This is a genomic window from Thermus sp. 2.9, from assembly GCF_000794385.1.
Taxonomy (GTDB): Bacteria; Deinococcota; Deinococci; order Deinococcales; family Thermaceae; genus Thermus; species Thermus thalpophilus.
The window spans coordinates 45,398-69,166 of the sequence record NZ_JTJB01000003.1; the positions used below are offsets into that span (position 1 = coordinate 45,398).

The following is a 23,769-nucleotide window of genomic DNA, read 5'->3' on the forward strand; positions in this document are numbered from 1 at the left end:
CATGAACAGGACGGAACTGGCGGTTAGGTGGAGCTTGGAGGACCTCGAGCGGGCGGCCCGCTACATGGTCAAAAGCGGGCTCTTCGGCTTGCGGTCCCCGGAGGAGGCGGTAGCCCTGATGCTCTTGGCCCAGGCTGAAGGGCTCCACCCCGCCCAAGCGGTGCGGGAGTACCACGTGATTGACGGGAGGCCCGCCCTGCGGGCTGACGCCATGCTGGCCCGCTTTTTGGCCGCGGGCGGGCGGGTGGAGTGGCACGAGCTCTCTGACCAGAAGGCGGAGGCTACCTTCTCCCACCCCCAAGGCGGCACGGTGCGCCTCTCCTGGACGATTGAGGACGCCCGGCGGGCCGGGCTTTTGGAGCGCAAGGGGAGCAACTGGCTCCGCTACCCCAGGGCCATGCTCCGGGCCCGGGTCATCTCGGAAGGCGTTCGCACCGTCTACCCCGGGGTAGCGGTGGGGGTCTACACCCCGGAAGAGGTGGTGGAGATGGCCCAGGAGGTGCCCCCGCCCAGAGAACCCCTCGAGGCCAAGCCGGAGCCCACAAAGGCGCTGGAGAGCCCGTCCGAGGACAAGCCCAAGCGGGAGCGCATCAGGGGCCTCCTGAAGGCCCTCGGGCTAAGCAAGGAGGAAGCCCGGCAGCTCGCCTCCTTGGTGGTGGAGCGGGAGGTGGCTTCGTTCGGGGACCTCGAGCCCCTGGAGGTGGACCTCCTCGTGGCCGAGCTGGAGCGCCTGGTGGCCCAGTTTGAGGAGGACGACGTGCCCGTGCTCGACCGGGCCGAGGTGGTGAGGGCGTACCTCCAGGAGGGGGAGCTTCCCCACAGGGAGGAGGTGGGGGTATGAGGTACGGCGTCCTCTACGCCGCCCTCCGCCTCCTCCTGCCCCCGGAGGGGGGCGTGGTGAACCTGAAGGCCCTGGCGGAGGCCCTCGGGGTCCACCCCCGCACGCTGCGGCGGGGGCTTCGGGCCCTCGAGGCCCAGGGCCTCCTCCAGCGCGAGGTGGTCTACAGCCGCCACGGGGACCCGGACGGCCTGCGCCTGGTCCCGGTGCCCACCCCCGTGGCGGTTTGCCAGGGGGGTGAGGGCGATGCGCACCCCACCCCGGGTACAAGGTGCCAGGGGGGTGAGGACACTTTGTATCCCACCCCCGGGCAATCTGTCAGGGAGGTGGGGCACAAACCGCCCTCACCCCCCACCCCTCCCTCTCCCCCTTCCGCCCTGCCCCTTCCCCCCCAAACCCCCCTAACCCCACCCACCTTCCCTCACTCCCACCCCAACCCCACCACCCCCTACAGTCCCCCTCCTCCCCACGGGGCGGATCTCGGCGAGCGGGCCCATACCCGGGAAGCCGTTGTTGGGGGAGAAGCGTTTGAGGAAGAGCAAACCCCTCCCGTTAGGGGTGAGCGGGGTTTTGGGGCTCTCGAGGCTTTCCCCGCGGCTCGTGAAGCCAATCACATGGACCCCGAGGAGGCCCGGGCGTGGGCCGCGGCGGCGCGCCCCGAGCGCATCCCGCCCCCGGCCCACACCGAGGCCGGGGCCGCGGCGGTGCGGGCCCTGAGGGACGCGGGCCTCTGGGAGCGCTTTGCCGCCCTCCGCCGCCACGCCCGCGACTGGCGGGCCTGGCAGGACTGGCTCCACGGGCCCATCGCCCGGGAGTTCGGGCGGCTGGGCGCCCGGGAGTTTGTGGCCGCGGTGCGGGAGGCCCTCGAGGGCCTAGCCTCCCGCCCCGACCTGGCCCGCCCCCTCATCTGGCTGGAGCGCCAGCTCCAGCGGCGGCCCACGCCGGTGCGGGTAGCCCAGGAAGCGGTGGAGGACGACCCCATGAGGGCGCTGGTGGACGCCATCATCGCCGGGGATGAGGCGGCGCTGGCGGAGGCGATAGCCCGGATGCCCTTGGACGCGTGAGGAGGCGCGCGATGGATGCCTGGTATGCGGAGCTCGGCCTGCGCGAGAACGCGTTGGTGTGGGACCTGGGTGCGTGCCCCTGGTGCGGGGGCTACGAGGTGCACGTGGGGCATGGGGGCGCGGCGGCCTTGCGGCGGCCCACGTACGACTGCTGCGTGCACGGGGCCCTGGCTGGGGTGGCCCGCCTGAAGGAGGCGGTGGCCCGCACCAAAGACCCTGAGGAGCGGGCGGAGCTGGAGCGCGACCTGGCCCAGCTCATGCGCCGCGCGGCGGCGTTGGTGGCGGGGCGCTCCGCGGAGGAGCTCCAGGCCGCGGCCCGGGATGTGATGGGCCGGTACCGCTTCCGGGGCCTCGAGGCGGTGGCGCTGGGCCTGGCTGCCCGCATGGGGGCGCGGCGGTGAAGCTGGAGGGGATGCGCTTCTGGAAGCACGTGGTGCCCCTGGACCCCACCCCCGTCCTCATGGCCCGGGCGGAGGTGCGGGCGGATTTGGAGGCCCGGGGCATCCCTGTGGCGCCAGGGGACCTCTACCTGTGGCAGGTGGGGGAGTACTACGAGGTCTGGGTGTCGGAGGCCTTGTGGCCCGCGATTGCCCGGGCGCATTGGGAGTAGTGTGCGGTACTATGAGTGGCTCAACCGCCACGAGCAGCCCGAGCTCCTGCGGGCGGTGGAGAGGGCGGCGGAGGACATGAGCCCCGCGGAGGCGGCGGCCTTCATCCGGGCCCACCGCCCCAGGGGGGAGGAGGAGTCCTGGCAGGCGGCCCTCTTCTGGGAGGAGCACCGCCCCCTCCTGCTCCTTGCCCTTTTGGGGCGTTCGGGCCCCGTGGTCCAGGTGGAGCGCGAGCTGGGCCTGGGGGCGGGGATGCTCTACCACCTCCTGAAGGACTGGGGCGTGGTGTTTATGGTCTTGCCCGCCCGGGCTACCCTCGAGGGCCCTTCCGGGCGCTTCTACGAGGGCGTGGTGGAGTGGGACGGCTCCACCTACCGAGCCCGGGTGCGGGGGCAGGTGGTCCCCGCGCGGTGGGTGGGGCGCTTCCGCCTCCTGGATGAGCCGGACCTGCTGCCCGCCCGCTACGCCCTGGAGGCGGCCCGTTTGGCCTACCCGTGGCGGGCGTGGACCCGCACGCCCCTCATGCTGGAGCTGCGGCTGCTGGCCCGGGAGCTGGGGCTGCCGGCTCGGGACGAAGCCGTCTCCGAGCGGGTGTTGCGCCACGTCTTTGGGGACCACGCGGTGGAGCTAGCCCTGGCCCGGCTCAACCCCTGCGGGTGCGCCCTCTATGACCCCCTGGAAGGGTGCCTCCTGGAGCGCGGGCGCGAGGCCGAGGGCCCGTGCGAAGACCGCATCGCCTTGGAAACCTCATGGCCCGTGCCCCCCTCGAGGAAACCTCATGGCCAGGAAGAAAGACCCTAACCCCAACCTGGAACCCTTCCTACCCGATGGCAGGCCCCGGTGTCAGGCCCGGTCCAAGTCCACCGGGGCGCAATGCCGGCAGCCGGCGGTGCGCGGCTACTCCGTCTGCCACGTGCACGGGGCGGGCACGCGCAAGCGGGTGGCGGAGGGCGCCCGTAAGCCCCCGGGCCGCCCCGTGGTCCACGGCCTCTACTCCGAGCGGCACGCCGCCACGCTTCGGGCCCTCTACGAGGAGGTCCTGGCGTTGGGAGACCTGGACGCCACGGACCGGGACGTGGCGGTGCTAAAGGCGGTGGTCTGGTACCTCCTGAACGGGGCGGGGCGGGTGGAGGAGTGGCAGGGGCGCCTCGAGGGCCTCTTCGCCCGCCTGGAGGAGGCGGGTGCGGAGGAGGCCCGCCCCCTCCTCTACCAGGTGGAGCGCCTCATGCAGCAGACCCAAAGCTACCTGGACCGCCTGGCGGAGCACGCCTTCCGGGTGGTCCAGGCGGTCAAAACCCGGGCGGAAACGGAGGCCAAGCGGGCGGAGACCAAGGCCCTGGCCTACCTCCTCCGCTTTGTGGACGAGCTCAAGGCGGTGCTCGTGGAGCGCCTAGAGCCCGAGGTCTATGAAGCGGTGCTGGAGGACCTGCAAAAGCGGGTGCTGGCGAAGGCCTTGCCTCAGGCTGACCCCTAGCCCCGGGTAAAAGGGGAGCATGACGCTGGCCGAGGAGCTAGCCCTAGCGTACGCCCGGCGTGCGCTGTTGCCCCCGGGGCGGCATGAGGTGTACGTCCACCCCCACGCCCTGGTCCTGGCCAAGGCGGGCTACAACCCCTGTAGCCCGCCCCACCACCGCTGGATTACCCTGCACCCCTCCGATGACCCCGAACACTACGTGCGGGTGTGCATTCGCATCCACGAGGACGGCACCGCTCACGTGGTGAGCGGGGGAGAGGGGCTGCGGGGCCTCCGCCTCACCCGCCTCCGCTCCCCTGAGGAGTGGAAGGAGGCGGCGAAGGAGCGCCGCAGGCAGCGGGAGGAGCGCCGCCGCCAGGAAGAAGAGCGCCGGCGGCAGGAGGAGGAAGCGGCCCTGCGCCGCGCGGCGGAGGACCCGGAGTACGCCGCCCAGTACGCCCGGCAGAAGCTGGAGGAACGGGAGTGGCAGGAACGGGCCAAGGAAAAGCAGGCCCAGCTTATGGAGGAGCTGGCCCGCATCCGCTACCAGCAGGCCCAGCTCGCCCAGGACCTGGGCCTCGAGGGCTGGGACCTGGAGGAGCTGGGCATAGAGCGCCCGGAGGACCTGGACCCCAAGCGGCTCAAGGCCAAACTCGCCTCGGAGGTGGACCCCGACCTGGAGGACCCCGGGGTGAAGGGCGGGGCGGGGATGGTGGCGGCCCGGGTCCACCGTACCCTGGTGAACCGCCTGAACGCCCTGGAGCGGAACCTCATCCGGGAGCTGGCCCAGGACCACGAGCTCAGGGCCCAGGTCCTGGGGGAGGGGGCGGCCATCGCCCCGGAGGAGGCCCTAGCCACCATGCCCAAGGGGGGCCTGGGCTTCAGGAAGAGCCTGAAGGCGATGGCAAAGGAGCAGGGGGCCACGGAGGAGGCGCTCGAGCGGGAAAAGGAAGAGGTCTTTTGGAAGCGCGTGGAGCAGATGGACCCGGAGCGGGCCATGAATGTCATCCAGGCCCGGGACACCCTGCAACGGATGCACTACTGGGCCAAAGAGCTTTCCCCCGGCCCCCTCCAAGCGGAGGCCAAGCCCAAGCCCGAGGAGGTGAAGAAGGACGCCGAGGCGGTGAAGGCCTTCCTAAAGCTGGCGGAAGAGGCGCGGCGCCTCGAGGCCGCCCTCCGCCGCTACGCCCGCGACACGGACCAGGCCGCCAGCGCCCTGCAAAACCGGGACCCCTCCGCCTTTGACGTGGAGGCCCGGGCCCTGGAGGACGAGGAGTTTTTGGCCAAGCTCAAGGAGGACGTGGCGGAGATGGCCCGCATGGAACTCACCCAGTCCTTCTTTGACGCCCTGGAAGCGGAGGACGACCCCACGGGCCTCCCCTACGCGGAAAAGCGGAAGAAGATGCTGGGCCACCTCCTGCACGGGGCCTACGCCCACCTCAACGCCGTGGTGGCCTCCACCCTGGGGCTTTCCACCCTGGACCGCTTGGTGGTGGACGCCTTGGGCATAGACGGGGCGGCCCAGGTGGCGGCCTACGCCCTGCGGTCCCGGCTGTCCCCGGAGGAGCTCCAGGCGGTGCGGGAGGCCCTGAAGCGGTACCACGAGGAGCAGGCCACCCGCCTTATGGAAGAGGCCTTGGAGCGGGCCCAGGCCGCCCAGGCCGCGGCGGCGGCCATTGAGCTCCCCGAGGTGAAGGACGCCCTGAGCCTCACCCTGGCGAAGGAGCTCAACGAGCAGCGCAAGGCCTATTTGGAGGAGGCCCTCGAGGCCTTGGGCACGGCCCTGGGCCAGGTGGAGATGGGGGCGGCGCTGAACCTGGCCCTGCGCGCCAAGCGGGACCAAGTGGTCATCCGGTTTGGCCGGGATAAGGACACGGAAAGCGTCCTGGTGGCCCTTCGGGCCCTGGGGCTTAGCCGGGAGGACTACGAGGCGTCCCGCCACCCGGAGACCAACGAGCTATCGGTCATCCTCAAGGAGAGCGCCCTTCAGAAGCTCGCCCCGGATGCCCCAGTCCAGGAGCTGGCCCTGCGGGCCCGCCTCGAGGCCATCCGGCGGGGGGAGCTGGACGAGCCCAACTGGCTCCCCAAGGGCTTCGTGAGCTACCCCAAGAACCTCCACAACGACCCGGAGCGCCCCAAGCCCTTCGCCACCCCCCCGGGCTTCGCCGAGGGGCGCGACGTGGCGGATGCCCTCTATGAGTACGTGGCCTCCCGGTTGGCGGACGGGTGGAAGCCCTCTGACATCCTGCGGGAGGTGGGCTCGGTGGACTTCGTGGCCACCTACGTTCCCGAGTCCCAATGGGACGAGTACGCCCGGGCCCTGGACGCCCTTTTCCCCGCCACCCGGGAGGACGGCACCCTCATAGACGTGGACAAGGACCCGGAGCTGCGAGCGCGCTACGAGGCGATGGCCCGGGAGTACGCCAGCCGCCACGGGGATGCCGACTTCCACTCCCAGGCGGTGGACCCCGACCACCCCGACACCCGCAAGGCCCTCTACCTGGCCCTCATGGAAGACCCCCGCACCCAGGTGGCCTTCAAGCCCCTAGGGGAGCTCACCCCCGAGGATCAGCGGGCCCTGCGGGAATACTTCTACACCGAGATTGCCGGGGTGGACCCCAAGACGGGCCGGGACACCAAGGCCTTAAGGGAGGCCCTCGAGGCCCTCGGCCCGGAGCCCGCGAAGTACGGGGAAGACCTTTTTGGCAACCGGTCCATCACCCCGGAGTGGGAGGAGTGGAACCGGAAGCGGGAGGCCATCTTCGCCCAGCATTTTGGCCCCACCGCCTGGGAGGAGTTTGTGGTGGGGATGCGGGGCCTGGACCGGGCGTATGAGGCCATCCAGGACCACATGCGGGGGCGCTTGGCGGAGCGCTTTGCCAAGAGCTACGCCCGGCTCACCGGGAAGCCTTTGCGCCTGGGCAAGGTGCCCCTCCAGCACGGGGAGCGCTTCCGGGCCGCCATAGACCCCGAGGAGCGGGCCCGCCTCCTCCAGGAGGAGCAGGCCAGAATGGCCGCCCTCAGGGAGCGGGTCCGGGGGCGGTTTGCGGCTGAGGGGGAAGGGGCGGTGAGGCAAAAGCTACAGCGCTCCCTGGAGCTCAGGCGGGCCTTGGAGCAGAAGCAGGGGGCCCTCTTCGGCCTGGCCCCGGGGGCGGGCTACAGCGTAGAGGTGCGCCTCGAGGACCTCACCCGGGAGCGGTACGCCCTGGGCCGCCGCCTGGAGGGGCAACTGGCCTCCCTCCTGCCCTACGTGGCCAACCTCCCCCCCACCGCCAAGCGCATCACCCCCATCCCTGGGGTCAACCTGGGGAAGGGCACCCCCTTCGTTCGGCAGCAGCGGGCCATCAAGTTCGCCAAGACCGCCCGCAAAAGCCTCATGGCCCTGGGGATGGGCTCGGGGAAGACCCTCATCCAAATCGGCACCTTCACCGAGCTTCACGCGGAAGGGAAGGCGAAGAAGGGGCTCTTTATTGTGCCCAGCGTGGTGCGCAACCAGTTCGGGGAGGAGATGGCCCGCTTCACCGAGCCCGGGCGCTACCGCTTCCACGCCCGGGAAGCCCCCTTCCACGAGCGCCTGGAGGCGTACCGCGACCCCAACACCCACATGGTGGTCATCACGCACCAGACCTTCCGGGATGACATGCTCCGCCTGATGGCGGCCCACACCGGCCTGCCCCTCGAGGACTTCCAGGACCACTTCATGCAACTCACCCCGGAGGCCCGCAGGCGGCTTCTGCGGGAAACCCTGAAGGCCAACGGCATGGAAAACCTCCTGGACTACGTGGCCGTGGACGAGGGGCACCAGGCCCTGGGCCGAGAGGGGAAGCCGGACGCCTTCTTGCAGCTCGTGGTGGACGCCGCCTTGGGGGAGTCCGGCTACGCCATCGCCGCCACCGGGACCCCGGTCAAGAACGACGCCTCGGAGGTGTACGACTGGCTTCGCAAGCTGGACCCCGAGCGCTGGGAGGGGCGGGAAGGGGAGTTCAAGCGCCGCTACGGGGTGAACCTCCGCGCCGCCCAGGAGGCCTTCAAGCGGGAGGCGGGCCGCTACGTCTTCGCCGCCTCCATCCGCCCGGGCACGGAGCGCAAGGACGTCTGGGGCATGGAGACGGAGCGGGGGCACGCCCCCATTCCCCTCACGGCGTGGCAGCGGCGGGAGCTGGCCCGGGTGAACGAGGCCTATGAGCGGGCCCGGGCCGCGGCCCGGGAAGGGCGGGTGGACCTCGAGGCCCTCGAGGTCCTGAGCCCCAAGGCCTTCGCCTCCGCGCCCCCGGAGGAGCACGAGGCCATCGCCCGGCGGCTTAGCGCCTCTTTGGGCACGCTGCGCTTCGCCGCCCAGGCCCGGGTCATAGACGCCGCCCCCCCGGAGCACAACGCCAAGCTCCAGCACCTGCGGCGCCTGGCCAAGGAGCGCCTAGCCCAGGGCCTGCCTGGGGTGGTCTTCGCCCACAGCCTGGAGGCGGTGAACCTCATCGCCGATGCCCTCAAGCGGGATGGGGCGCGGGTGGAGGTCATCACCGGGGCGGACTCCTCGGAGGAGAAGGCCCGGAAGCGGAACGCCTTCCAGAACGGGGAGGTGGACGTCCTGGTGGCCTCGGACGCGGGGGCGGTGGGCATGAACCTCCAGCGGGGGCGCTGGCTCGTGAACTACGACCTGCCCATGACCCACGCCACCCACGCCCAGCGCAACGCCCGCATAGACCGCGTCGGGCAGACCAACCCGGTGGAGGTTCACCACCTCATCACCGAGTCCAAGTACGACCTGGACGCGGTGAAGCGGCTGGAACGCAAGCGGCTCCTGCACGAAATCTTCGAGGGGGACTGGGAGCGCATGGACGACCAGGGCCTGGCCCGGCTCATCGCCCTGGAGCGCGCCAAGCGCGGGGAGCTCCAGGGCATGGTGGCGTGAAGGGGGTGAAGGATGCGGAAGCGGCTACAGCGCAAATGGGCCGAGGTCTGGGGCGCCTACGCCACCGCCTTGCGGATGGACGAGGCCATTCGGGAAGCGGCCCGGGGCTTGGAAGCGCACCACGAGCGCCGCCTACAGGCCATGCTTCCCCTCATCCCCGCGCCTGGGGCGCGAGAGGATGGCCTCGAGGCGGAGTACCTGGACACCCTCTTCCAGCGGCACATCGCCCGGCTGTACGCCGGGGATGAGGCGGGGTAGAGAAGGGCGTAGCCCGGTTCTGAAGGGAACGGGGGCCTAAGGGGGCGATTTGGCGGGTTGGGGGATGGGCCCTTACTTGCGGATGAGATAGCTACTTCCGCGGTTCGCCTAGATTTAGGCGCAAAGGCGCGTTTAACACTTTCTCATAGTGTAGTGAGCTCCGCAAGGTTTTTTCTGTCGCAAGTATATACTGAGTGCATCGTTGCGCTCATCTGCTATAATGGCCTTGTCCGAGGGTCGGACAGGGGATCTTGAAAGCCAGTTTTGCCCTTGAGGAAGGCGAATATGCGCTTTCACCTTCTCATCGCCCCTTCCGCAAGTAAGTTTTCATCGGGCTAAACCCCCAAAAACGGCCTTTATACGGCTTATGCATATTCCAAACTTCATCTTTCTCACAAACCCCCCCTCCAAGAGCAACGTCCAGGACGGGATTATGAGAGGGGTACAGTTGCACGAGATGCTTCCCCGCAAGGGGATTGCGACCTTTGAAGCCTCGGATTTTGCGCTTGTCTTGACTCGTCAAGTTGCACGAGATGCTTCCCCGCAAGGGGATTGCGACCACTTGATGGCCCCGACAAAGGTTAGGGCCACGCCCGGATGGTTGCACGAGATGCTTCCCCGCAAGGGGATTGCGACCTAGCGCCTCCACCGCCTTCCAGAACTCATCCCACTCTTGTTGCACGAGATGCTTCCCCGCAAGGGGATTGCGACCGCGCCCTCCGGCAGTCTGATGGCGGCCTCTATCGTGTTGCACGAGATGCTTCCCCGCAAGGGGATTGCGACGACAGAAAGAACTTATGGCCTCTAAACATTCGTCCTCCCTACAGTTGCACGAGATGCTTCCCCGCAAGGGGATTGCGACGCCTTGGCCCAGCTCCGGGGGGGACGGTGAGAATCGCGTTGCACGAGATGCTTCCCCGCAAGGGGATTGCGACTCCAGGTACAGCTCACGCTCCCGCTCCCAGCGTTTTGTTGCACGAGATGCTTCCCCGCAAGGGGATTGAGCTAGTGCCGGGCGTCGCCTCAGACCCCTACCCGCCACTCCAGGGTGTAGTCCCCAATGCGGTAGGGCCTGCCGTAGGCGGCGTAGGCGTCCAGGATGCCCTCGAGGGCCATCTCCGCCCCGTAGAGGACCGCGCTTCCCAGGTCCAGCATCCGGTCCGCGCGGGTGAGGGTGAGGCCGTCCCACCCTAGGGCCTCTAGGAGGGGGAAGTCCGCCAGGAGGCGGGCGGTGAAGTAGAGGGCCAGCTCATCCCGCTGCCCCGGGCTTTCCGCCAGGAGGAGGACCTCCGCCACCGCGCGGAAGGTGGCGGTGAGGTCCCGATCCCCGAAGGCCCGCTCCGCGAGGGCGTAGCGGGCCTTGATGAGGGCTTGGGGAAGGGGCTTCTGCTCGTGCACGTGCTCTTGGAGGGCCACAAAGACCCCCCGGGCCTCCCCGTGGAAACGCAAGCGCTGGTACAGCACGCGCTTCACGTCCAGGACCAGGCGGGCCTCCGCCTCCCGCCGCACCGCCACCGTGGCGGTGGCGGGCTCCCCGTACTGGCCCTCCGGGGTTTTGGGCCAGACGTGGTAAGTCCAGCGGCCCCCCTCCAGGGGCCGGCGCTCCTCCCCAAACGCGGCGGGGAAGGCCTCGAGGTCCCACACCTCCCCCCCCTCGGGCAGGGAAGGGCGCGGTTCCCGCACGAAGGGATAGGCGCGGCTGGGCCTGGGTGGCCCGTCCCAGACCAAAAAGCCCCCGGGGTCCTCGGGGCCGGCGAGGGGCGTGCCCTCCGGGGCCCGGAGGACCCGCACCCAGGGGTAGCCCTGGGGCAGGGTGAGGAAAAGCCGCACCGCCCCGCCCTCGGGCCGGGGCTCGGCCAAAAGGTGCAAGACCCTCATGCCCCACCTCCCGCCAAGGCCTTGAGCCGGTTAACGTCCGCCTCTAAGGCGATGCGCATCACCTCGGGGTATACCTGGCGTAGCCAGTCGTAGACCGCCCCGGCGATGCGGTAGCCGGGGTGCTCGGGGATGACCCAACTCCCTGGGGGGCTCTTCTCGGAGAGGGTGCGGAAGGTGAGGTACGCGCTCCGGCTTTCGCTCGGGGTGGAGGCGGCCTCGAAGCGGTGTAGGCCCGCCAGGCGCTGTACCTGGGGGTCCGAGGTGTCCAGCCCCAGGGCCTCGAGGTCGCCCAGGGTGAGCCGGTCCCCCCATTGGTAGCGGAAGCGGCGGGCGAAGGCGCTGGGGTCGTGGACCGAGGGCTCGTGGTGCACGCCCACGACGCGGCTTTGGGCCATCCGCCGCGCCCGGGCGTACACCTCCTCCGGCATCACCGAGGCGAAGCCCACCGCCCCCGGGGTCCCGTGGCGGAAGGGGATGTGCATGTAGAGGTGGCCCGCCTTGGCCCGGCGGGCTTGGTGGCTTCGCTTCAGGACCTCCCGCAGGTCGTAGGCGGGGCGCCCCCACTCCAGGGCCGCGGCGTAGGGAGCCTTGGCCTTGAGGGTGTAGCTGTGGTCCGCCTCCGCTTCCAGGGTGATGCTCCGGGCGTAGTTGCCCGTGCGGGGCTGGACGCGCTCCCCCGAGGGCAGGGGTTCCCCCAGGGCGTAGCCCACCCACTTCCGGTGCGCGGCCACCGCCAGGTCCCGGATGGCGGCGAGCTGGTTGGGGAAGAGGGCCTCGGGCCGGTGGGTGGCCAGGGCGATGGCCCGCTCGAAGGGGCTGGGAAAGCCGATGCTGACGCTGACCTCGTAGCGCATGCCTCACCTCCCGTAGGCCGCGCCGGGGCGGGGGAAGAGCTCCCAGACGCGGAGGTGCAACCGGCGGGGCAGGGAATGCCCGCCCTGGTGCCGCACCTGGGGCAGCTCCCGGAAGACGTAGAACTCCGGGGCGGCGATGTACGTGAGGGTGTAGGGGGTGCCCATCCGGGGCCCCCGGCCCGGGGTCCAGACCACCCGGCCCGCCTCGAGGGTGAAGTCCTCCCCCGGCGCGTAGGCGCTGGGGCGGAACTGGGCGTCTAGGGCCTCGCATCCCAGGACCTGGTAGACGTACGCGTATAAGAGGTGCTCCTCCTCCCCCCGGTGGAGGACCTGGGAAACCCGCACCCGCGCGTCCACGAGGACGAAGCGGTCGGGGTAGGCGGCGAAGAAGGCGGGGTTGGCCACATACCTGCCATCGGGGAGGCGGGTACGGGCGGGGAGGGTGAGGCTCAGGTCCCGGTGGTCCAGCTCCCCGTACTCCCCCACCTCCTTCCGCCCCGCCAGGTTCTGCCCGTGCCCCCGCGCTACCAAAGGCGCCCGCACGCGCACGTGGTAGGCGGCGCCTTCCGGCGGGGCCTCCCCCACGAAGCGGATTTGGCCGTCCTCGAGGGCGATGGCGTAGCTCCTCCCCTCCTCGTCCCAGACCGCCATCACCTCCTCCGGGCGGAGGTGGCGGGGAAGGGCCTCGGGCCGGGCCGCGGAACCCCGGTGGAAGGTGAGGGTCCACTCCACCCTCGGGGGCGGTTCCCAGGTGAAGCCGTAGCCCCGGCAGCGGGGGCAGGTGGGTTGGGGGCTCCCCGTGGCCCGGTCCCGGCAGGGGCAGGCCCGGGCGGGGAGGTAGAGGAGGGCCCAGGACTGCTCCCCGTTCAGGAGCTCGTCAAAGTGCTCCAGGTGGAAGGCGTACCCGTCAAAGGAGTGCCTCATGCGCTGAAGAGGATGGGCCCCTTGATGGAGAAGTAGGTCCGGAGGAACGCCTCCAGCTCCTTCTCCAGGGCGCTTTGGTAGGGGGAGAGGCGGTGGCTGGTGGCGCTCACGGGGTAGCTCCGGCTCTGGCTGAGGCCGTCCACGCTCACGCTCTCCGAGGCCACCGCTCCTTCCTGGAGCATGGCCAGGGTGGGCAGGAGGAGGATGGCGGCCCGGGCCGCCACCGCCCAGGCCAGGTCCGGCTCCTCCTCGAGGACGTCCCCAAACCCCGCGTCGTAGGCGATGCGCCACCCGTTGGGGATGCGCCTGCCCCCCGCCACCACCCCCGTCCACACCCCGCTGAGCTGCACCATCTGCGCCGAGGTCCATCCCGGGTAGAGGCGGAGGGCGTAGCGGCGCCGGCTCACCTGCCACCACTCCCGCGGGAACTCCAGCACCGGGGGCAAGGCCTGCCCCCCCAGACCCAGGGCCACGTAGCGCACTTCCCGGATGGGGCCGTAGGGGAGCTTCAGAATGCTCCAGCGGTCCCCCTTCCAGGCGTCCGGCTCGTAGTCCGGCCCTTCCCCCCGGAGGATGGGCAGGCCGTCCTCGGGCAGGCGGGCCTGCGGCACCGCCCCCAGGACGACCCGGGTGGGGGCGAAGAGGACGCCGAAGGCCCGGGTGAACCAGGCCTGGGCCGCCTTAAGGGCCTCCTCCAGGTGGGCCTCGGGGTACGGCCGGCCCTCCTTGTCCTCCAGGGGGACCCCCCGCAGGAAGCGGTCCCGCAGGTACTGGGCCGTGAGGGGCATAGGCTAGAGGGCCTCATCCAAAAGGCGCACCAGGTCTTCCTTGGAGGCCTCCTCGGGGGCCACCACCTGGAGGGCCTCGAGGGCCCGCTTAAGCTCCTCCTTGGGGAGCCTGGCCTTGGCGCTTGGGCTCATGCTCCGGTAGCGGGCGCGGAAGGCCTCGAGCCAGTCTTTTTCCGCGGGGGAGGGGCCCAGGCCCGTTTCCTCCGTGGGGTTGGGCGCACCGCGGCCACGGGGGGCGTGATGAGGTCCCCGGTGGTGGCGTCAATCACCGCGTAGCCCGGCACCTGGCGGAAGGGCTCCACCTGCTTCAGGCTCACGGGCTCGGAGACCACGGCGCCAAACTTGTCGCTCCAGCCGAAGAGGATGCCGTTCACCTTCACCCTCTGGCCCTTCTTCACCGCGTCCAGCACGCTGGGCACACCGACCACTTTGACCCGGTAGTCCATGCTCACCTCCACCCGCACGCTACACGGGGCGCGGGGTCAGGGGGCTCTGACCCCTAAGCTGGTCCACCTTCTAGGGTATGGAGCTCCTCACCTTGCCCCAGGGGGTGGACACCCTTCTCATCCCCCTGCCCCAGGCGGTGCGGGCGGAGCCCGGCACGCGGCGCGTCCTCTACTTCGAGGCCTCCCGGGAGGGCGTGGTGGACCGGGAGGGCGAGGACATCGCCGCGGATGCCCTTTGGGCCTCCCGGGACCTCTTCCTGCGACAGGGCAACATTGACGTCAACCATTGGTCTTGGCTCGGCAACCCCCCGGGGACCGGGATGCGCCCGGAGTACGTCATCGGCCTGCCCCTGGAGGTGCGCCGGCAGGGCCCGAGCATCTTCGTTAAGGCGGAGCTCTTCAGCAACCTGGCCCCACCCCCGCCCGGCTCCAGCGGGGAGTGGGCGGACCGGGTGTGGCACTCCCTCACCCAGATGACCCCGCCCATGCGCTGGTTCCCCTCCGTGTTCGGCAAGCTGGCCCCCAACGCCACGGTGGAGGTGGAGCTACGGGACGGGAAGCGGGTGCGGGTGCTCAAGGGGCCCATCGAGTGGTACTCCGTGGGCCTGGCCCAGCGGGCGCAAAACCCCGCCTTGCCCCCGGTGAGCCTGGAGCCGATGGGGGCGTTCGCCAAGGCGGAGGGCGCGGGGGACGTGCGGGTGATGGGGCAGGTGGCGGTGGTGCCCTACCGCACCCTGGCCAAGGCCCTGACCCAGGCGGCGCTGCTCACCGCGGGCGACCCCCAGGCCCTGGACGCCAAGGCGGGGCTGAGCGGGGTGCCCGCCCTGCGGCGGGAGTCCCTCGAGGCCCTCTACCGCCAGACCGCCCCCAAAGTCCTGCGGGGGCTCCTAACGGGCCGGGTGGAGGGGAGCCTAAAGGGGGTGATGAAGGCCTTCCTCCGCCTGGGCGTGCCCGAGCGCGTCGCCAAGCGCTTCACCACGCGCTTGGGAGAGGAGATTTTGGCTCTGACCCCTAAGGGAGGGCAAGGTGAAAGCGTGAGGAGGAAGCCATGAGGCAGAAGGACGTGGAGACCGCGTTCGCCCGCATTCAGGGCCTCCTGGCCAAGGCGGTCCAGGAGGAAGAGGATGACGAGCTGGCCCGGGACCTGGACGAGGACCTCGAGGCCTACGCCCGCCTGAAGGCCAAGAAGGCCAAGAAGGCCCAGGAGGCCCAAGAGGACGAGGAGGACCAGGACCTGGAGATGGACTTTGAGGACGAGGAGGACAAGCCCACCGCCAAGGCCCGCTACGAGGACGACGAAGAGGACGACGAAGAGGACGAGGACGACGAGGCGGAGCCCACCCTGGGCGCCGTGCTCTCCCTCATCGTCCGGGCCCTGGACGGCATCCACCAGAACCTCGAGGCCCTCCGGGCCGCCACCTTGGAGCTGGGCAGGCAGAACGTGGCGGTGGCCAAGGGGGTGGCGGAGCTGGAGGAGGCCGTCTATGGCGTCCTGGACGCCCCCAGGCTCCCCAAGTCGGGTCGGCGGGTGGCCAAGGCCGCGGAGGAGCCCCGGCTCAACCCGGGGGAGCTGGTGGCCAAGGCGGTGGCGGCCAAGGACGCGTTCAGCGCCTACGACGTGGCCGTGCTGGAGTCCATGCTCAACCGCGGCGACCTGGAGGGCGTTCGGAAGCGTTTCGCCCCGCACCAGCTCAAGGTGTTGGGCCTCATCTAGGAGGTAGCGGATGGACGGGTTGACCAACATCCTCTTCGGCGGGGGGCTTCCCGGCTTCCCCAACGGCATTCGGACCCTGGAGGACTGGCAGGCCTTTGCCAAGGCGGTGCAGACCGCGGGCGACCCCCACGCCCTGGACTTCAAGGCGGGGCTGAGCGGGGTGCCCGCCATCCGCCTCGAGTCCTTGGAGGCCACCCTGCGGAGCGTGGTGGAGCGGGAGGAAACCTTCCGCCTCTACAAGCGCCTCACCCCCGTGCCCGCCTTTAGCTCCGTGGCCGAGTGGGCCACCCAGGTGGGCACCGGGGGCGACATCGCGGATGCCTTCCACTCCGAGACCTCGGACATCCGGGGGGCGGTGGGCGAGTACCGGCGCAACATCCTCCGGGTGAAGTACCTCATGACCCGGGCGGAGATTAGCCTGGCCGCCTTGCAGCAGCGCACCGTCTTGGGCACGGGGGACGACCTGAAGGCCCGGGAGAACGTGAACGCCACCCTGCGCCTCCTTCGGGGCCTGGAGTGGGCCCTCTTCCAGGGGGATGAGGCGGTGGTGCCCACGCAGTTTGACGGCATCCGCGCCTGGCTTGCCAAGGAGTTCCCGGACCACATCCTGGACCTAAAGGGCTCCAGCAACGTGGACGAGCTCTACGCCGCCATTTACCAGGCCTTTGGGCGCACCATCGGTCCGGATGGCGGTTTTGGCCGCATCACGGACGTGTACCTTTCCCCCGCGGTCCAAAACGACCTGGACCTTCACCTCCAGCCGCAATGGCGCGTGGCCCTGGACGATAACCCCCGGGCCGTGGATTACGGGGCGCCCGTGCGGGCCATCCGCACCTCCTACGGGGACGTCATCACCACCCAGGACGTCTGGATCGAGGACCCCGACGCCGCCCACCTCACCACCCCGGCGGAGGTGCGCACCCGGGGCCGGCTTTCCCCCGAGGCCCCTGCCGCCCCCACCCTGAGCGCGCAGGCCATCACCTCTGACCCCAACAGCCGCTTCCAGGCGGCCCAGGCCGGCACCTACCACTACGCCGTGGCCGCCATCGGGGAGGGCGGCGAGGGTCCCTTGAGCGCCCTCGAGGCCGTCACCATCGCCGCGGGCGGCGGGGCGGAGCTCACCATCCAGCCCCCCGCGGGCTACCGCCAGACGGGCTACGCCATCTACCGCTCCACCAAGGACCCCGCCACCCTGCCCACCCCGGCGGACCTCCGCCTCGTTAAGCGCATCCCCGCGGGCTCGGACCCCACCCAGCCCGTGGTCTTCCGCGACCTTAACCACGACATCCCCGGCTCCGCCACCCTCTACCTCCTGGACCTCAGCCCCGAGGCCATTGACTGGACGCAGCTTTTGCCCATGCTCCAGTTCCCCCTGGCCCCGGTGAAGGCCACGGTGCCCTGGGCGGTGCTCCTCTTCGGCGCCCTCAAACTGGGCATTCCCCAGCGGCATTGGGTGGTCAAAAACTACCTGCCCAAGGCGGCCCGCTGGAAGCCCTTCTAGCCCAAGGCCTGGCCGGGGGGCTTCGGCCCCCCGGTTTGGTCTGACCCCTCGAGGGGAGGAGGATGAGGCCATGCCGGTGTACCGCGCTTCTCGCGCCCGCCCGCAACACCACGGTGGGTCAGACGGCCCGCTCCTCCAGGGCCTAGCCGAGGAGGTCTGACCCCTGTCCCCAGGCAGGATGAAGGACATGAAGAAGCGCCAGACGGAAACGGAAGTGGTTCCCCCTTCTCCGGCGGAGGGGGAAGAGGTCCTCCCCGCCCCTGAGCCCGCGCCCCGGGTGATGCCCCTGGAGGAGTGGGCCAGGGAAGCGGGCCTGAGCCCCATCGCCCTGCGGGCCATGCAGCTCCGCTACCGCTCGGACCGGGCCACGGCGGAGGAGTGGATGAGCCGCTACACCCGCATGATGGCCGAGGTGGTGCGGCACTAGGAGGTGAAGGATGCAGCTGGGCATTTACTTTGAGGGCAGGCAGATTATTCTGCCGGGCGCCTACGCCCGGACCAAGGTGGAGGCCTTCAACTTGCAAAGGCCACCCCTCTTCAAGCGCCTGGCGGTCATCGCCCCCGCGCTGGGCGGCGTGCCCAAGGGCTTCACCCGCATCACTTCCGGCACCGAGGCGGCGAAGAAGCTGAAGGGCGGGGTGGGCCTCGAGCTGGTGGACCTGGCCCTGGACCCCTCCCGGGAGGTCCCCGGGGCGGGGGAAATCCTCTTCTACCGGGTGAACGCCGCGGTCCCAGCGAGCCTGGACCTGGGGAACCTCCGGCTCACGGCCAAGCCGGAGTACGCTGGGCTCTACGGCAATGGCTTCCGGGCTAAGCGGGAGCTCCACCCCGAGGGCTACCACCTCCTGTGGGTGGAGGACCCCCAGGCCGGGGTCCTGGAGCAGAGTCCCCCCTTGGGGCCGGCCCTCGAGCTCCGCTACTACGGGAGCGGCACCCCCACGGCGCAAATCACCACGGACAGCGAGGGCCAAAAGCACCTGGTGCTCACGGGCGGGGCCCCCTACGAGAACCACGACATCCGCATCGGAGGGATGGGCATCAAGACCATCCAGGAGCTGGCGGACTTCCTAAACGGCACCTCCGTTTGGGGGGGCACGGTGCTCCACCGCCACCACCTCTTTGACCCCGGGGGCTTCCCCAACGGCGCCCTCACCTTTGCCGATGGCAAGGCGGTGCTCAACCTGGGGCTTTCCGCCCAGCTCCAATGGCTGGCGGGCTCCAGTTTGGTGGACGCCGCGGCCACCGGGGGGACCGATAGCGCCACCGGGCGGGGCTGGCTCTACTTCAGCGGCGGCCACGAGGGCCCTCCCGTGAGCCTAGGGGACTACGAGCAGGCCCTGGCGGCCCTGGAGGGGGAGGACGTGCAGGCGGTGGTGGTGGGCTCCACCGACCCCGCGGTCCAGGCGATGGCCGCGGCCCATTGCGAGTACATGAGCCACCCCAAGCAACGGCGCGAGCGCCTCTTCTTCGGGGGACCGGCCCTGGCGGCCAACGCCCAGGCGCAAAAGCAAGCTGCCTTGGACCTGGCCCGGGAGCTCCAAAGCGAACGGGCGGTGGTGGTGGGCACGCCCATCCGCCGGCGCAACCTCCGCACGGGGCGGATAGACGACCTGAGCCCGAACCACGTGGCGGCCATGCTGGCGGGCATGTGGTGCGGGGTGCGTCCCGAGGTGCCCCTCACCAACAAATCCGTCTACGCCCAGGGGCTCACCCACCGCTACACCCAGACCGACCTCGAGGACTTCCTCAAGGAGGGGGTGGTCCCCATCGCCCAGGACCCGGAAAGCGGGGCCTTTTTGGTGGTCCAGGGCCTCACCACCTGGCGCAAGGACGCCAACCCCATGCGCCGCAAGCTCCAGGGGGTGAGCATCCGGGACTACCTCACCCGCAAGCTTCGCCTCTACACCAAGCGCTTCGTGGGCGAGGTGGGGGACGCCACCACGGTGGAGTCCATCCTGAACGCGGTGGAGACGGCCCTGGCGGAGGAGGTGCGGGGCGGGCGCAACCCCGAGGGCGTCCTGACCACGGGCACCGGGCCGGATGGGGAGCCCGAGCCCGCCTACAAGAACATCACCGCGGTCTTTGACGGCGTGGAGCTGGTGGCGGTGGAGTTCGAGGCCCACCCCGTGGGGGAGGTGGCCTACATCACCCTCACCGCCTTCCTGACCCCCACCCGCATCGTGCGGAGCGCGTAGGAGGTGAGGCATGGCGACCATCCGTGAGCAGACGGTCTTCCACGCGAATCACGCCGTGCTCAAGGCCAATGGCGTGGCCATCGGGCGGCTCCAGAACGTCCAGGTTTCCGTGGACTCCGGGGCCGATTACGTCTACGAGGTGGGGAGCATTGACCCGGTGGAGATTAACCACAACCGCCGGGCCTACCGCATCACCGCCCAGACCTTTGTGCTGCGGCAGGGCGGGCACGCCGTCTTCCACAAGTTCCCCCAGAAGCTGGGGGAGGTCCCGGCCATGACCATCGAGTTTTTGGACCGGGACACGGGCACCTACTGGATTGCCTTGGGGGTGGAGCCCGTGGGGCAGACGGTGAACGTGAGCGCCAACCAGCGGGTGGCCCACAACGTGCAGTTCATGGCCTTGGCGGTGCAGCAGAAGGGCTCTGGGGGCGGCTCCCCCGTGGGCCGGGCCTAGGGGGGTAGATGTATAAGCCGCCTGAGCCCGCCCAGTACATGCCCGGCGCCCTGGCCCCCGAGGGGCCGCATCACGTGGTCCAGGGGGCCAAAAACCCCAAGCTCAACGGGCCCATCACCTTCCGCTACCCCACCGCCTTTGAGGAGGTCCTGATCGGCTCCCGGGCCCAGGAGATCGCCTCGGGGGGGAGGGCGACCCCGGTGCGCCTCGAGGCCCTCCCCTTACGGGCCCGCCTCTACGCCGAGGCCATCGCCACCCTGGAGTACGTCATCAAGAACGCCCCGGAAGGCTGGTACACCCGGGGGACGGACGGGAAGCCGCTTTTGGCCCCCGGGCTCATCGGGGACGGGGACGAGGAGAAGGTCCTTGAGGTGTATGACGCCTTCCTGCGGTGGCGGGAAGCGTTTCGAGGCCGTCCTGCTGGAGCCGCGGAACCTGACCCGGCTCAGGCTGTGGTACGCGGCGGTGGCCCTGGTGGGGGGGATGGACCCGTGGCGGATGACGAACCTGGAGGCGCAGGCCCTTAACCGCCTCCACGCCCTCTACCAAGGGCGCCAAGACCCCCTGGTGGTGAAGCGGGAGGAAGACCGCTTCGCCCAGGAGCTGGAGGCGGAGGAGGCCTGGGAGGCCGCCCTTCCCGGGGGCGAGGGGTATGGGGGCCCCCGGGGAACGTTCCCCTACCGAAGGGGGTAGGCCGTGGACCAGGAAGTCAGCATCCGCATCCGGAGCTCCTTCCAGGTGGAGGGGGCGGAAGAGGCCCAGGCCGCCACCGAGGGGCTGCGGGAGGAGTTCCGGGCCCTGGCGGAGGCGGTGGAGGAGGCGGCAAACCGCTTAGGAGAACGCTTTCCCCAAGCGGTTCAGCGGTTAGCGGAGCCTCCTCCCCGGGTGGAGGAGGCGGCAAGCCTCCTGGAGGAACGCCCCCCGGCGGTTCAGCGGTTAGCGGAGCCTCCTCCCCGGGTGGAGGAAAAGGTCCCTCCTTCCCAGGTGGTGGAGCGGCTGGAGCTGGAAGCCCTCACCCCTCGGCAGGGGGAGCTTTACGTGGACGTGGCCCGGCGGGCCCTCGAGGCGGGGGAGCTGGACCGGGCGGGGCAGGCCCTCTACCGGGCGGCCCAGGCGGGGGAGCCGGAACACCTCATCCGCCGCCTGGGGGCTGAGCTCCTCTTGGCCCGCCGGGCCCAGGCCAGGGTGGAGGAGGACGAGGAGAACCCGCAGGCGGAGCACTTGCGGCGCCGGGTGGAGGCCATGCTCCCCACCTTGGCGGCGCAGATCGCCTCGGGGCGGCTGGTTCAGGCGGAGCGGGGCCTGGCGGGGGCGGAGGCCTATTTGGAGCAGGTGCGGGCCCTCGAGGGCAACACCGAGGAGCTTCGCCGCCTAGAGGAGGCCCTGAAGGGGCACAAGGCTACCCTGGAGGAGGCCAAAAAGGCGCAAGAGGCCCAGGCCCAAGGGCGGGGGGTGGACGCCCGGGGGGCCCTCGAGGAGGTGGGGGAGATGGCCCTGGGCCGGGCCCTGGGGGGAGCCGGGACCCTGGGGAGTTTGGCGGCCCGGCTTAGCCGCTTCCTGGGCCCCTGGGGCTGGCTGGCCCTGGGGGCGGGGGCCGCGGTGGGCGCGGTGGAGGTGGCGGGGGGCATGGCCCGGGAAGGGCGGCAGGAGGCGATGGCCTTCCTGGAGCTCAACCGCGCCCTGGGCCTGGACTACCCCACCTGGGTCGGCTTCCTGGACGTGGCCCGGGGCCGGCCCTTCGCCACCCGGGCCGAGCTGGAGGCCCTCTTCTACACCGCGCGGGACGCGGGGCGGTTCGCCGCGGCCTACGGCCTCATCGCCCCCGAGGCGGGCCGCACCCAAGCGGAGCGGGTGGAGGGCCTCTTCCAGGACGTCCTGAGCGGGCTTCGCCTGGCCCGCTACCTGGGGGTGGACGAAGACCGGGTGGCGGGGCTCCTCCGCACCGGGGTCCAGGCGGGGGTGGTCCTGCCGGGCCAGGCGGAGGGCCTGGCGGGCATCCTCTTCCGCGCGGTGCGGGAGGGCACCCGGGAAGGGGTGAGCACGGCGGAGACCCTCCAGAGCATGGAGCGCCACCTCCAGGCCCTCCTGGCCCAAGGCATCACCGGCAGCGAGCGCACCCTGGCCGCGTACGCCGCCCTCGTGGACCGCCTGAACGAGACGCAAAACCGGGCCCTCATGGGAGAGGCCGGGGCCCGGGCCCTGGGGAACCTGGTGGAGGGGCTCACCCGCACCGGGGTGCCGGGCCTCGAGGTCCTCACCCTGCGGGCCATCGGCCTCCCGGCGGCCCGGGAGCTGGGCCTCACCGGGGCGGAGGCGCGGGAGTACGAGGCCCTGCGGCGGACCGCCCCCCTCCTGGCCGGGCGCTTTCTGCTGGAGGAGGCCCGGGGCTTCAACCCCGAGGTGCTCCGCCGCCTGGGGGCGGGGCTTGGGGCGGCCTTCCAGGGCCGCCCTGACCTGGAGTACCTCCTGGCCACGGAGTACCTGGGACTGAGCTTCGAGCAGCTCGCCGCCATCCGGGGGCGCTACGGGAGCCTCTTCGCCTTCCTCCAGCAGGCCCAGCCCGCGGAGCTCAGGCGCTACCTGGAAGCCCGCCCGGAGGACGTGGCCACGGGGGGCGTGGCCCGGCAGCTGGCCGAGGCGGGCTACCGGCGGGAGTACCTGGAGGAGGAGATAAGCCGCCTCAAGTCCTTGGCCGCGGCCCAGCAGGACCTGGACGTGGGCCTGCGGGAGCTGGCCCGCTCCGCGGCGGAGGCCTCCAACACCCTGGCCGCCCTGGCGGGCGGCATCGCCCAGGACCCCGTGTTTGGTCCCCTCCTCCAGGGGTCCCGGCAGGCCACGGGGGTGGAGCCCGGGCCCCTGGAGGGGCTTCCCGTGCTCGGCCCAGCCATCGCCGCCCTGAAGCGGGTGCCTTGGCTGGGGGGCCTGGTGGACTTCGCGGAAGGGGTAGCCCGGGCCTTTACCCCCCGCCCCCAAACGCCCCCACCGCCCTCACCGCCCCAGGGCCCCGTGAGCGTGGAGGGTCTCGAGGCCCGGGCCCGCCGGGACGCCGCGGTCAACCAGGTCCTACGGGGCCTGAATGTCCAGCAAATCACCCTGGGCGTGGGGGTGCCCTACGCGCGTTCGCTGCGGGAGCAGTACCCCAGGCTTCCCCCGGTGCACCAGGGCGTGGACCTCCGCATCGGCGCCATCGGGCCCGGGGACCCCGTGCGCTCCCCCTTCGCTGGGCAGGTGGCCCGGGTGGGGTACGACCCCGGGGGCTACGGCAACTACGTGGTCCTGAGGGCGGGGGAGCACGAGGTCCTCATGGCTCACCTGCAAGAGGTGCGGGTAAAGCCGGGGCAAACGGTGCGCCCTGGGAACCTGATTGGCCTCGAGGGGGAAACGGGGGCGGCCAAGGGCGCCCACCTCCACCTGGAGCTTCGCCGGGGCGGCAAGGCCATCACCGACCAGGAGGCCTTTTGGGAGACCCTGGCCCGCCTCACCGCGCCCCCGCCTCCCAAGGAGGAGAAGCCCGCCACGGGCAGCATCCAGGTGGGGGGCACGCTTACGGTGAACGTCCACGGCCTGCCCCCTGAGGTGGGGGCTCGGGTGGGCAAGCGGATTGAGCAGGTGGTCCAGGAGGAGATGGGGCGGCACGGGCAGGAGACCCGCAGCCCCTACAACGAAGGCGCTCGCCGGGGGAGCTTCCGGTAGCCAAGCCTTAGAACCTTTATGGGCAGTTTAGGGATCATTGGGGGGCTCCTTTTCCTTGGGCGAAGATTCCCGATCGGTATAGCGGTTGCGTAAGAAAGCGAGCACAATAGCTACCAAGCCCGCACCGCCAAATAAATACCCTTGAAGGGATTGACCGCTTTTAAGGAGGTCATATATGAGACGGGAAAGCAT

Annotated in this window: 23 protein-coding genes and 1 CRISPR repeat array; of the genes, 17 read left to right on the forward strand and 6 right to left on the reverse strand. The window is 70.6% G+C overall.

Annotation, left to right across the window (positions count from 1 at the left end; all coding sequences use genetic code 11):
- Position 1 precedes the first annotated feature (1 nt).
- Genes QT17_RS01800 through QT17_RS01835 form a run of 8 tightly spaced genes read left to right on the forward strand, consistent with a single transcriptional unit; the run spans position 2 to position 9,130 of the window.
- Complete coding sequence (locus tag QT17_RS01800) at positions 2 to 841, forward strand: hypothetical protein (protein ID WP_039455637.1); 840 nt, start codon at positions 2 to 4, stop codon at positions 839 to 841.
- Complete coding sequence (locus QT17_RS14670) at positions 838 to 1,902, forward strand: DeoR family transcriptional regulator (protein WP_039455639.1); 1,065 nt, start codon at positions 838 to 840, stop codon at positions 1,900 to 1,902. The genes QT17_RS01800 and QT17_RS14670 overlap by 4 nt, the downstream gene beginning before the upstream one ends.
- A gap of 11 nt (positions 1,903 to 1,913) precedes the next feature.
- Positions 1,914 to 2,303, forward strand: coding sequence for a hypothetical protein (locus QT17_RS13780; protein WP_039455641.1), 390 nt, complete (start codon positions 1,914 to 1,916; stop codon positions 2,301 to 2,303).
- Positions 2,304 to 2,314: 11 nt separating this feature from the next.
- On the forward strand, positions 2,315 to 2,512 hold the full coding sequence (locus QT17_RS13785; protein ID WP_153802417.1) for a hypothetical protein: 198 nt from the start codon (positions 2,315 to 2,317) through the stop codon (positions 2,510 to 2,512).
- Between the two features lies 1 nt (position 2,513).
- Positions 2,514 to 3,311, forward strand: a complete 798-nt coding sequence (locus QT17_RS13565; RefSeq protein ID WP_039455645.1) for a hypothetical protein — start codon at positions 2,514 to 2,516, stop codon at positions 3,309 to 3,311.
- A complete protein-coding gene (locus QT17_RS01825; RefSeq protein ID WP_152607304.1) occupies positions 3,289 to 3,984 on the forward strand; it encodes a hypothetical protein in 696 nt (231 codons plus the stop codon). Before QT17_RS13565 ends, QT17_RS01825 begins: the two co-directional genes overlap by 23 nt.
- A 19-nt stretch (positions 3,985 to 4,003) precedes the next feature.
- A complete protein-coding gene (locus tag QT17_RS14675) occupies positions 4,004 to 8,872 on the forward strand; it encodes a helicase-related protein (protein WP_039455649.1) in 4,869 nt (1,622 codons plus the stop codon).
- A 12-nt stretch (positions 8,873 to 8,884) separates the two neighbouring features.
- Positions 8,885 to 9,130 (forward strand): hypothetical protein, encoded by a 246-nt coding sequence (locus QT17_RS01835; protein ID WP_039455651.1) that lies wholly within the window; start codon positions 8,885 to 8,887, stop codon positions 9,128 to 9,130.
- A 447-nt stretch (positions 9,131 to 9,577) separates the two neighbouring features.
- Positions 9,578 to 10,137: a CRISPR direct-repeat array (repeat unit 36 nt; unit sequence GTTGCACGAGATGCTTCCCCGCAAGGGGATTGCGAC).
- Between the two features lie 16 nt (positions 10,138 to 10,153).
- Here the strand turns inward: QT17_RS01835 and QT17_RS01840 are convergent.
- Genes QT17_RS01840 through QT17_RS01860 form a run of 6 tightly spaced genes read right to left on the reverse strand, consistent with a single transcriptional unit; the run spans position 10,154 to position 14,020 of the window.
- The gene (locus QT17_RS01840; protein WP_039455653.1) at positions 10,154 to 11,008 is read right to left on the reverse strand and encodes a hypothetical protein; all 855 of its coding nucleotides are present in this window, start codon (positions 11,006 to 11,008) and stop codon (positions 10,154 to 10,156) included.
- The gene (locus tag QT17_RS01845; RefSeq protein WP_039455655.1) at positions 11,005 to 11,862 is read right to left on the reverse strand and encodes a hypothetical protein; all 858 of its coding nucleotides are present in this window, start codon (positions 11,860 to 11,862) and stop codon (positions 11,005 to 11,007) included. Before QT17_RS01845 ends, QT17_RS01840 begins: the two co-directional genes overlap by 4 nt.
- A gap of 3 nt (positions 11,863 to 11,865) precedes the next feature.
- Positions 11,866 to 12,786 (reverse strand): hypothetical protein, encoded by a 921-nt coding sequence (locus QT17_RS01850; RefSeq protein WP_039455657.1) that lies wholly within the window; start codon positions 12,784 to 12,786, stop codon positions 11,866 to 11,868.
- Positions 12,783 to 13,574, reverse strand: coding sequence for a hypothetical protein (locus QT17_RS13570; RefSeq protein ID WP_039455659.1), 792 nt, complete (start codon positions 13,572 to 13,574; stop codon positions 12,783 to 12,785). Before QT17_RS13570 ends, QT17_RS01850 begins: the two co-directional genes overlap by 4 nt.
- A 3-nt stretch (positions 13,575 to 13,577) precedes the next feature.
- Positions 13,578 to 13,706: a hypothetical protein gene (locus QT17_RS14680; RefSeq protein WP_255347407.1), complete on the reverse strand. Its 129-nt coding sequence runs from the start codon at positions 13,704 to 13,706 to the stop codon at positions 13,578 to 13,580.
- The gene (locus QT17_RS01860; protein WP_152607306.1) at positions 13,703 to 14,020 is read right to left on the reverse strand and encodes a hypothetical protein; all 318 of its coding nucleotides are present in this window, start codon (positions 14,018 to 14,020) and stop codon (positions 13,703 to 13,705) included. Before QT17_RS01860 ends, QT17_RS14680 begins: the two co-directional genes overlap by 4 nt.
- Positions 14,021 to 14,097: 77 nt before the next feature.
- On the opposite strand from QT17_RS01860, the gene QT17_RS01865 reads away from it, so the two are divergent.
- From QT17_RS01865 to QT17_RS14795, 9 genes are all read left to right on the forward strand, one after another.
- Complete coding sequence (locus QT17_RS01865) at positions 14,098 to 15,072, forward strand: hypothetical protein (RefSeq protein WP_039455663.1); 975 nt, start codon at positions 14,098 to 14,100, stop codon at positions 15,070 to 15,072.
- A complete protein-coding gene (locus tag QT17_RS12995; protein WP_052155136.1) occupies positions 15,069 to 15,734 on the forward strand; it encodes a hypothetical protein in 666 nt (221 codons plus the stop codon). Before QT17_RS01865 ends, QT17_RS12995 begins: the two co-directional genes overlap by 4 nt.
- Positions 15,735 to 15,744: 10 nt before the next feature.
- Entirely contained in the window at positions 15,745 to 17,235 is a 1,491-nt protein-coding gene (locus QT17_RS01875) for a hypothetical protein (RefSeq protein WP_039455665.1), read from the forward strand.
- A gap of 187 nt (positions 17,236 to 17,422) precedes the next feature.
- A complete protein-coding gene (locus QT17_RS01880; protein ID WP_152607307.1) occupies positions 17,423 to 17,662 on the forward strand; it encodes a hypothetical protein in 240 nt (79 codons plus the stop codon).
- 10 nt (positions 17,663 to 17,672) lie between these two features.
- Positions 17,673 to 19,430 (forward strand): phage tail sheath subtilisin-like domain-containing protein, encoded by a 1,758-nt coding sequence (locus tag QT17_RS01885; protein ID WP_039455668.1) that lies wholly within the window; start codon positions 17,673 to 17,675, stop codon positions 19,428 to 19,430.
- 10 nt (positions 19,431 to 19,440) lie between these two features.
- Entirely contained in the window at positions 19,441 to 19,884 is a 444-nt protein-coding gene (locus QT17_RS01890; RefSeq protein ID WP_039455670.1) for a hypothetical protein, read from the forward strand.
- Positions 19,885 to 19,892: 8 nt separating this feature from the next.
- Positions 19,893 to 20,411, forward strand: a complete 519-nt coding sequence (locus QT17_RS01895; protein WP_039455671.1) for a hypothetical protein — start codon at positions 19,893 to 19,895, stop codon at positions 20,409 to 20,411.
- Positions 20,368 to 20,577 (forward strand): hypothetical protein, encoded by a 210-nt coding sequence (locus QT17_RS01900; protein ID WP_152607308.1) that lies wholly within the window; start codon positions 20,368 to 20,370, stop codon positions 20,575 to 20,577. Before QT17_RS01895 ends, QT17_RS01900 begins: the two co-directional genes overlap by 44 nt.
- 3 nt (positions 20,578 to 20,580) lie before the next feature.
- A complete protein-coding gene (locus QT17_RS14795; RefSeq protein ID WP_052155137.1) occupies positions 20,581 to 23,577 on the forward strand; it encodes a peptidoglycan DD-metalloendopeptidase family protein in 2,997 nt (998 codons plus the stop codon).
- Positions 23,578 to 23,769: the final 192 nt, after the last annotated feature.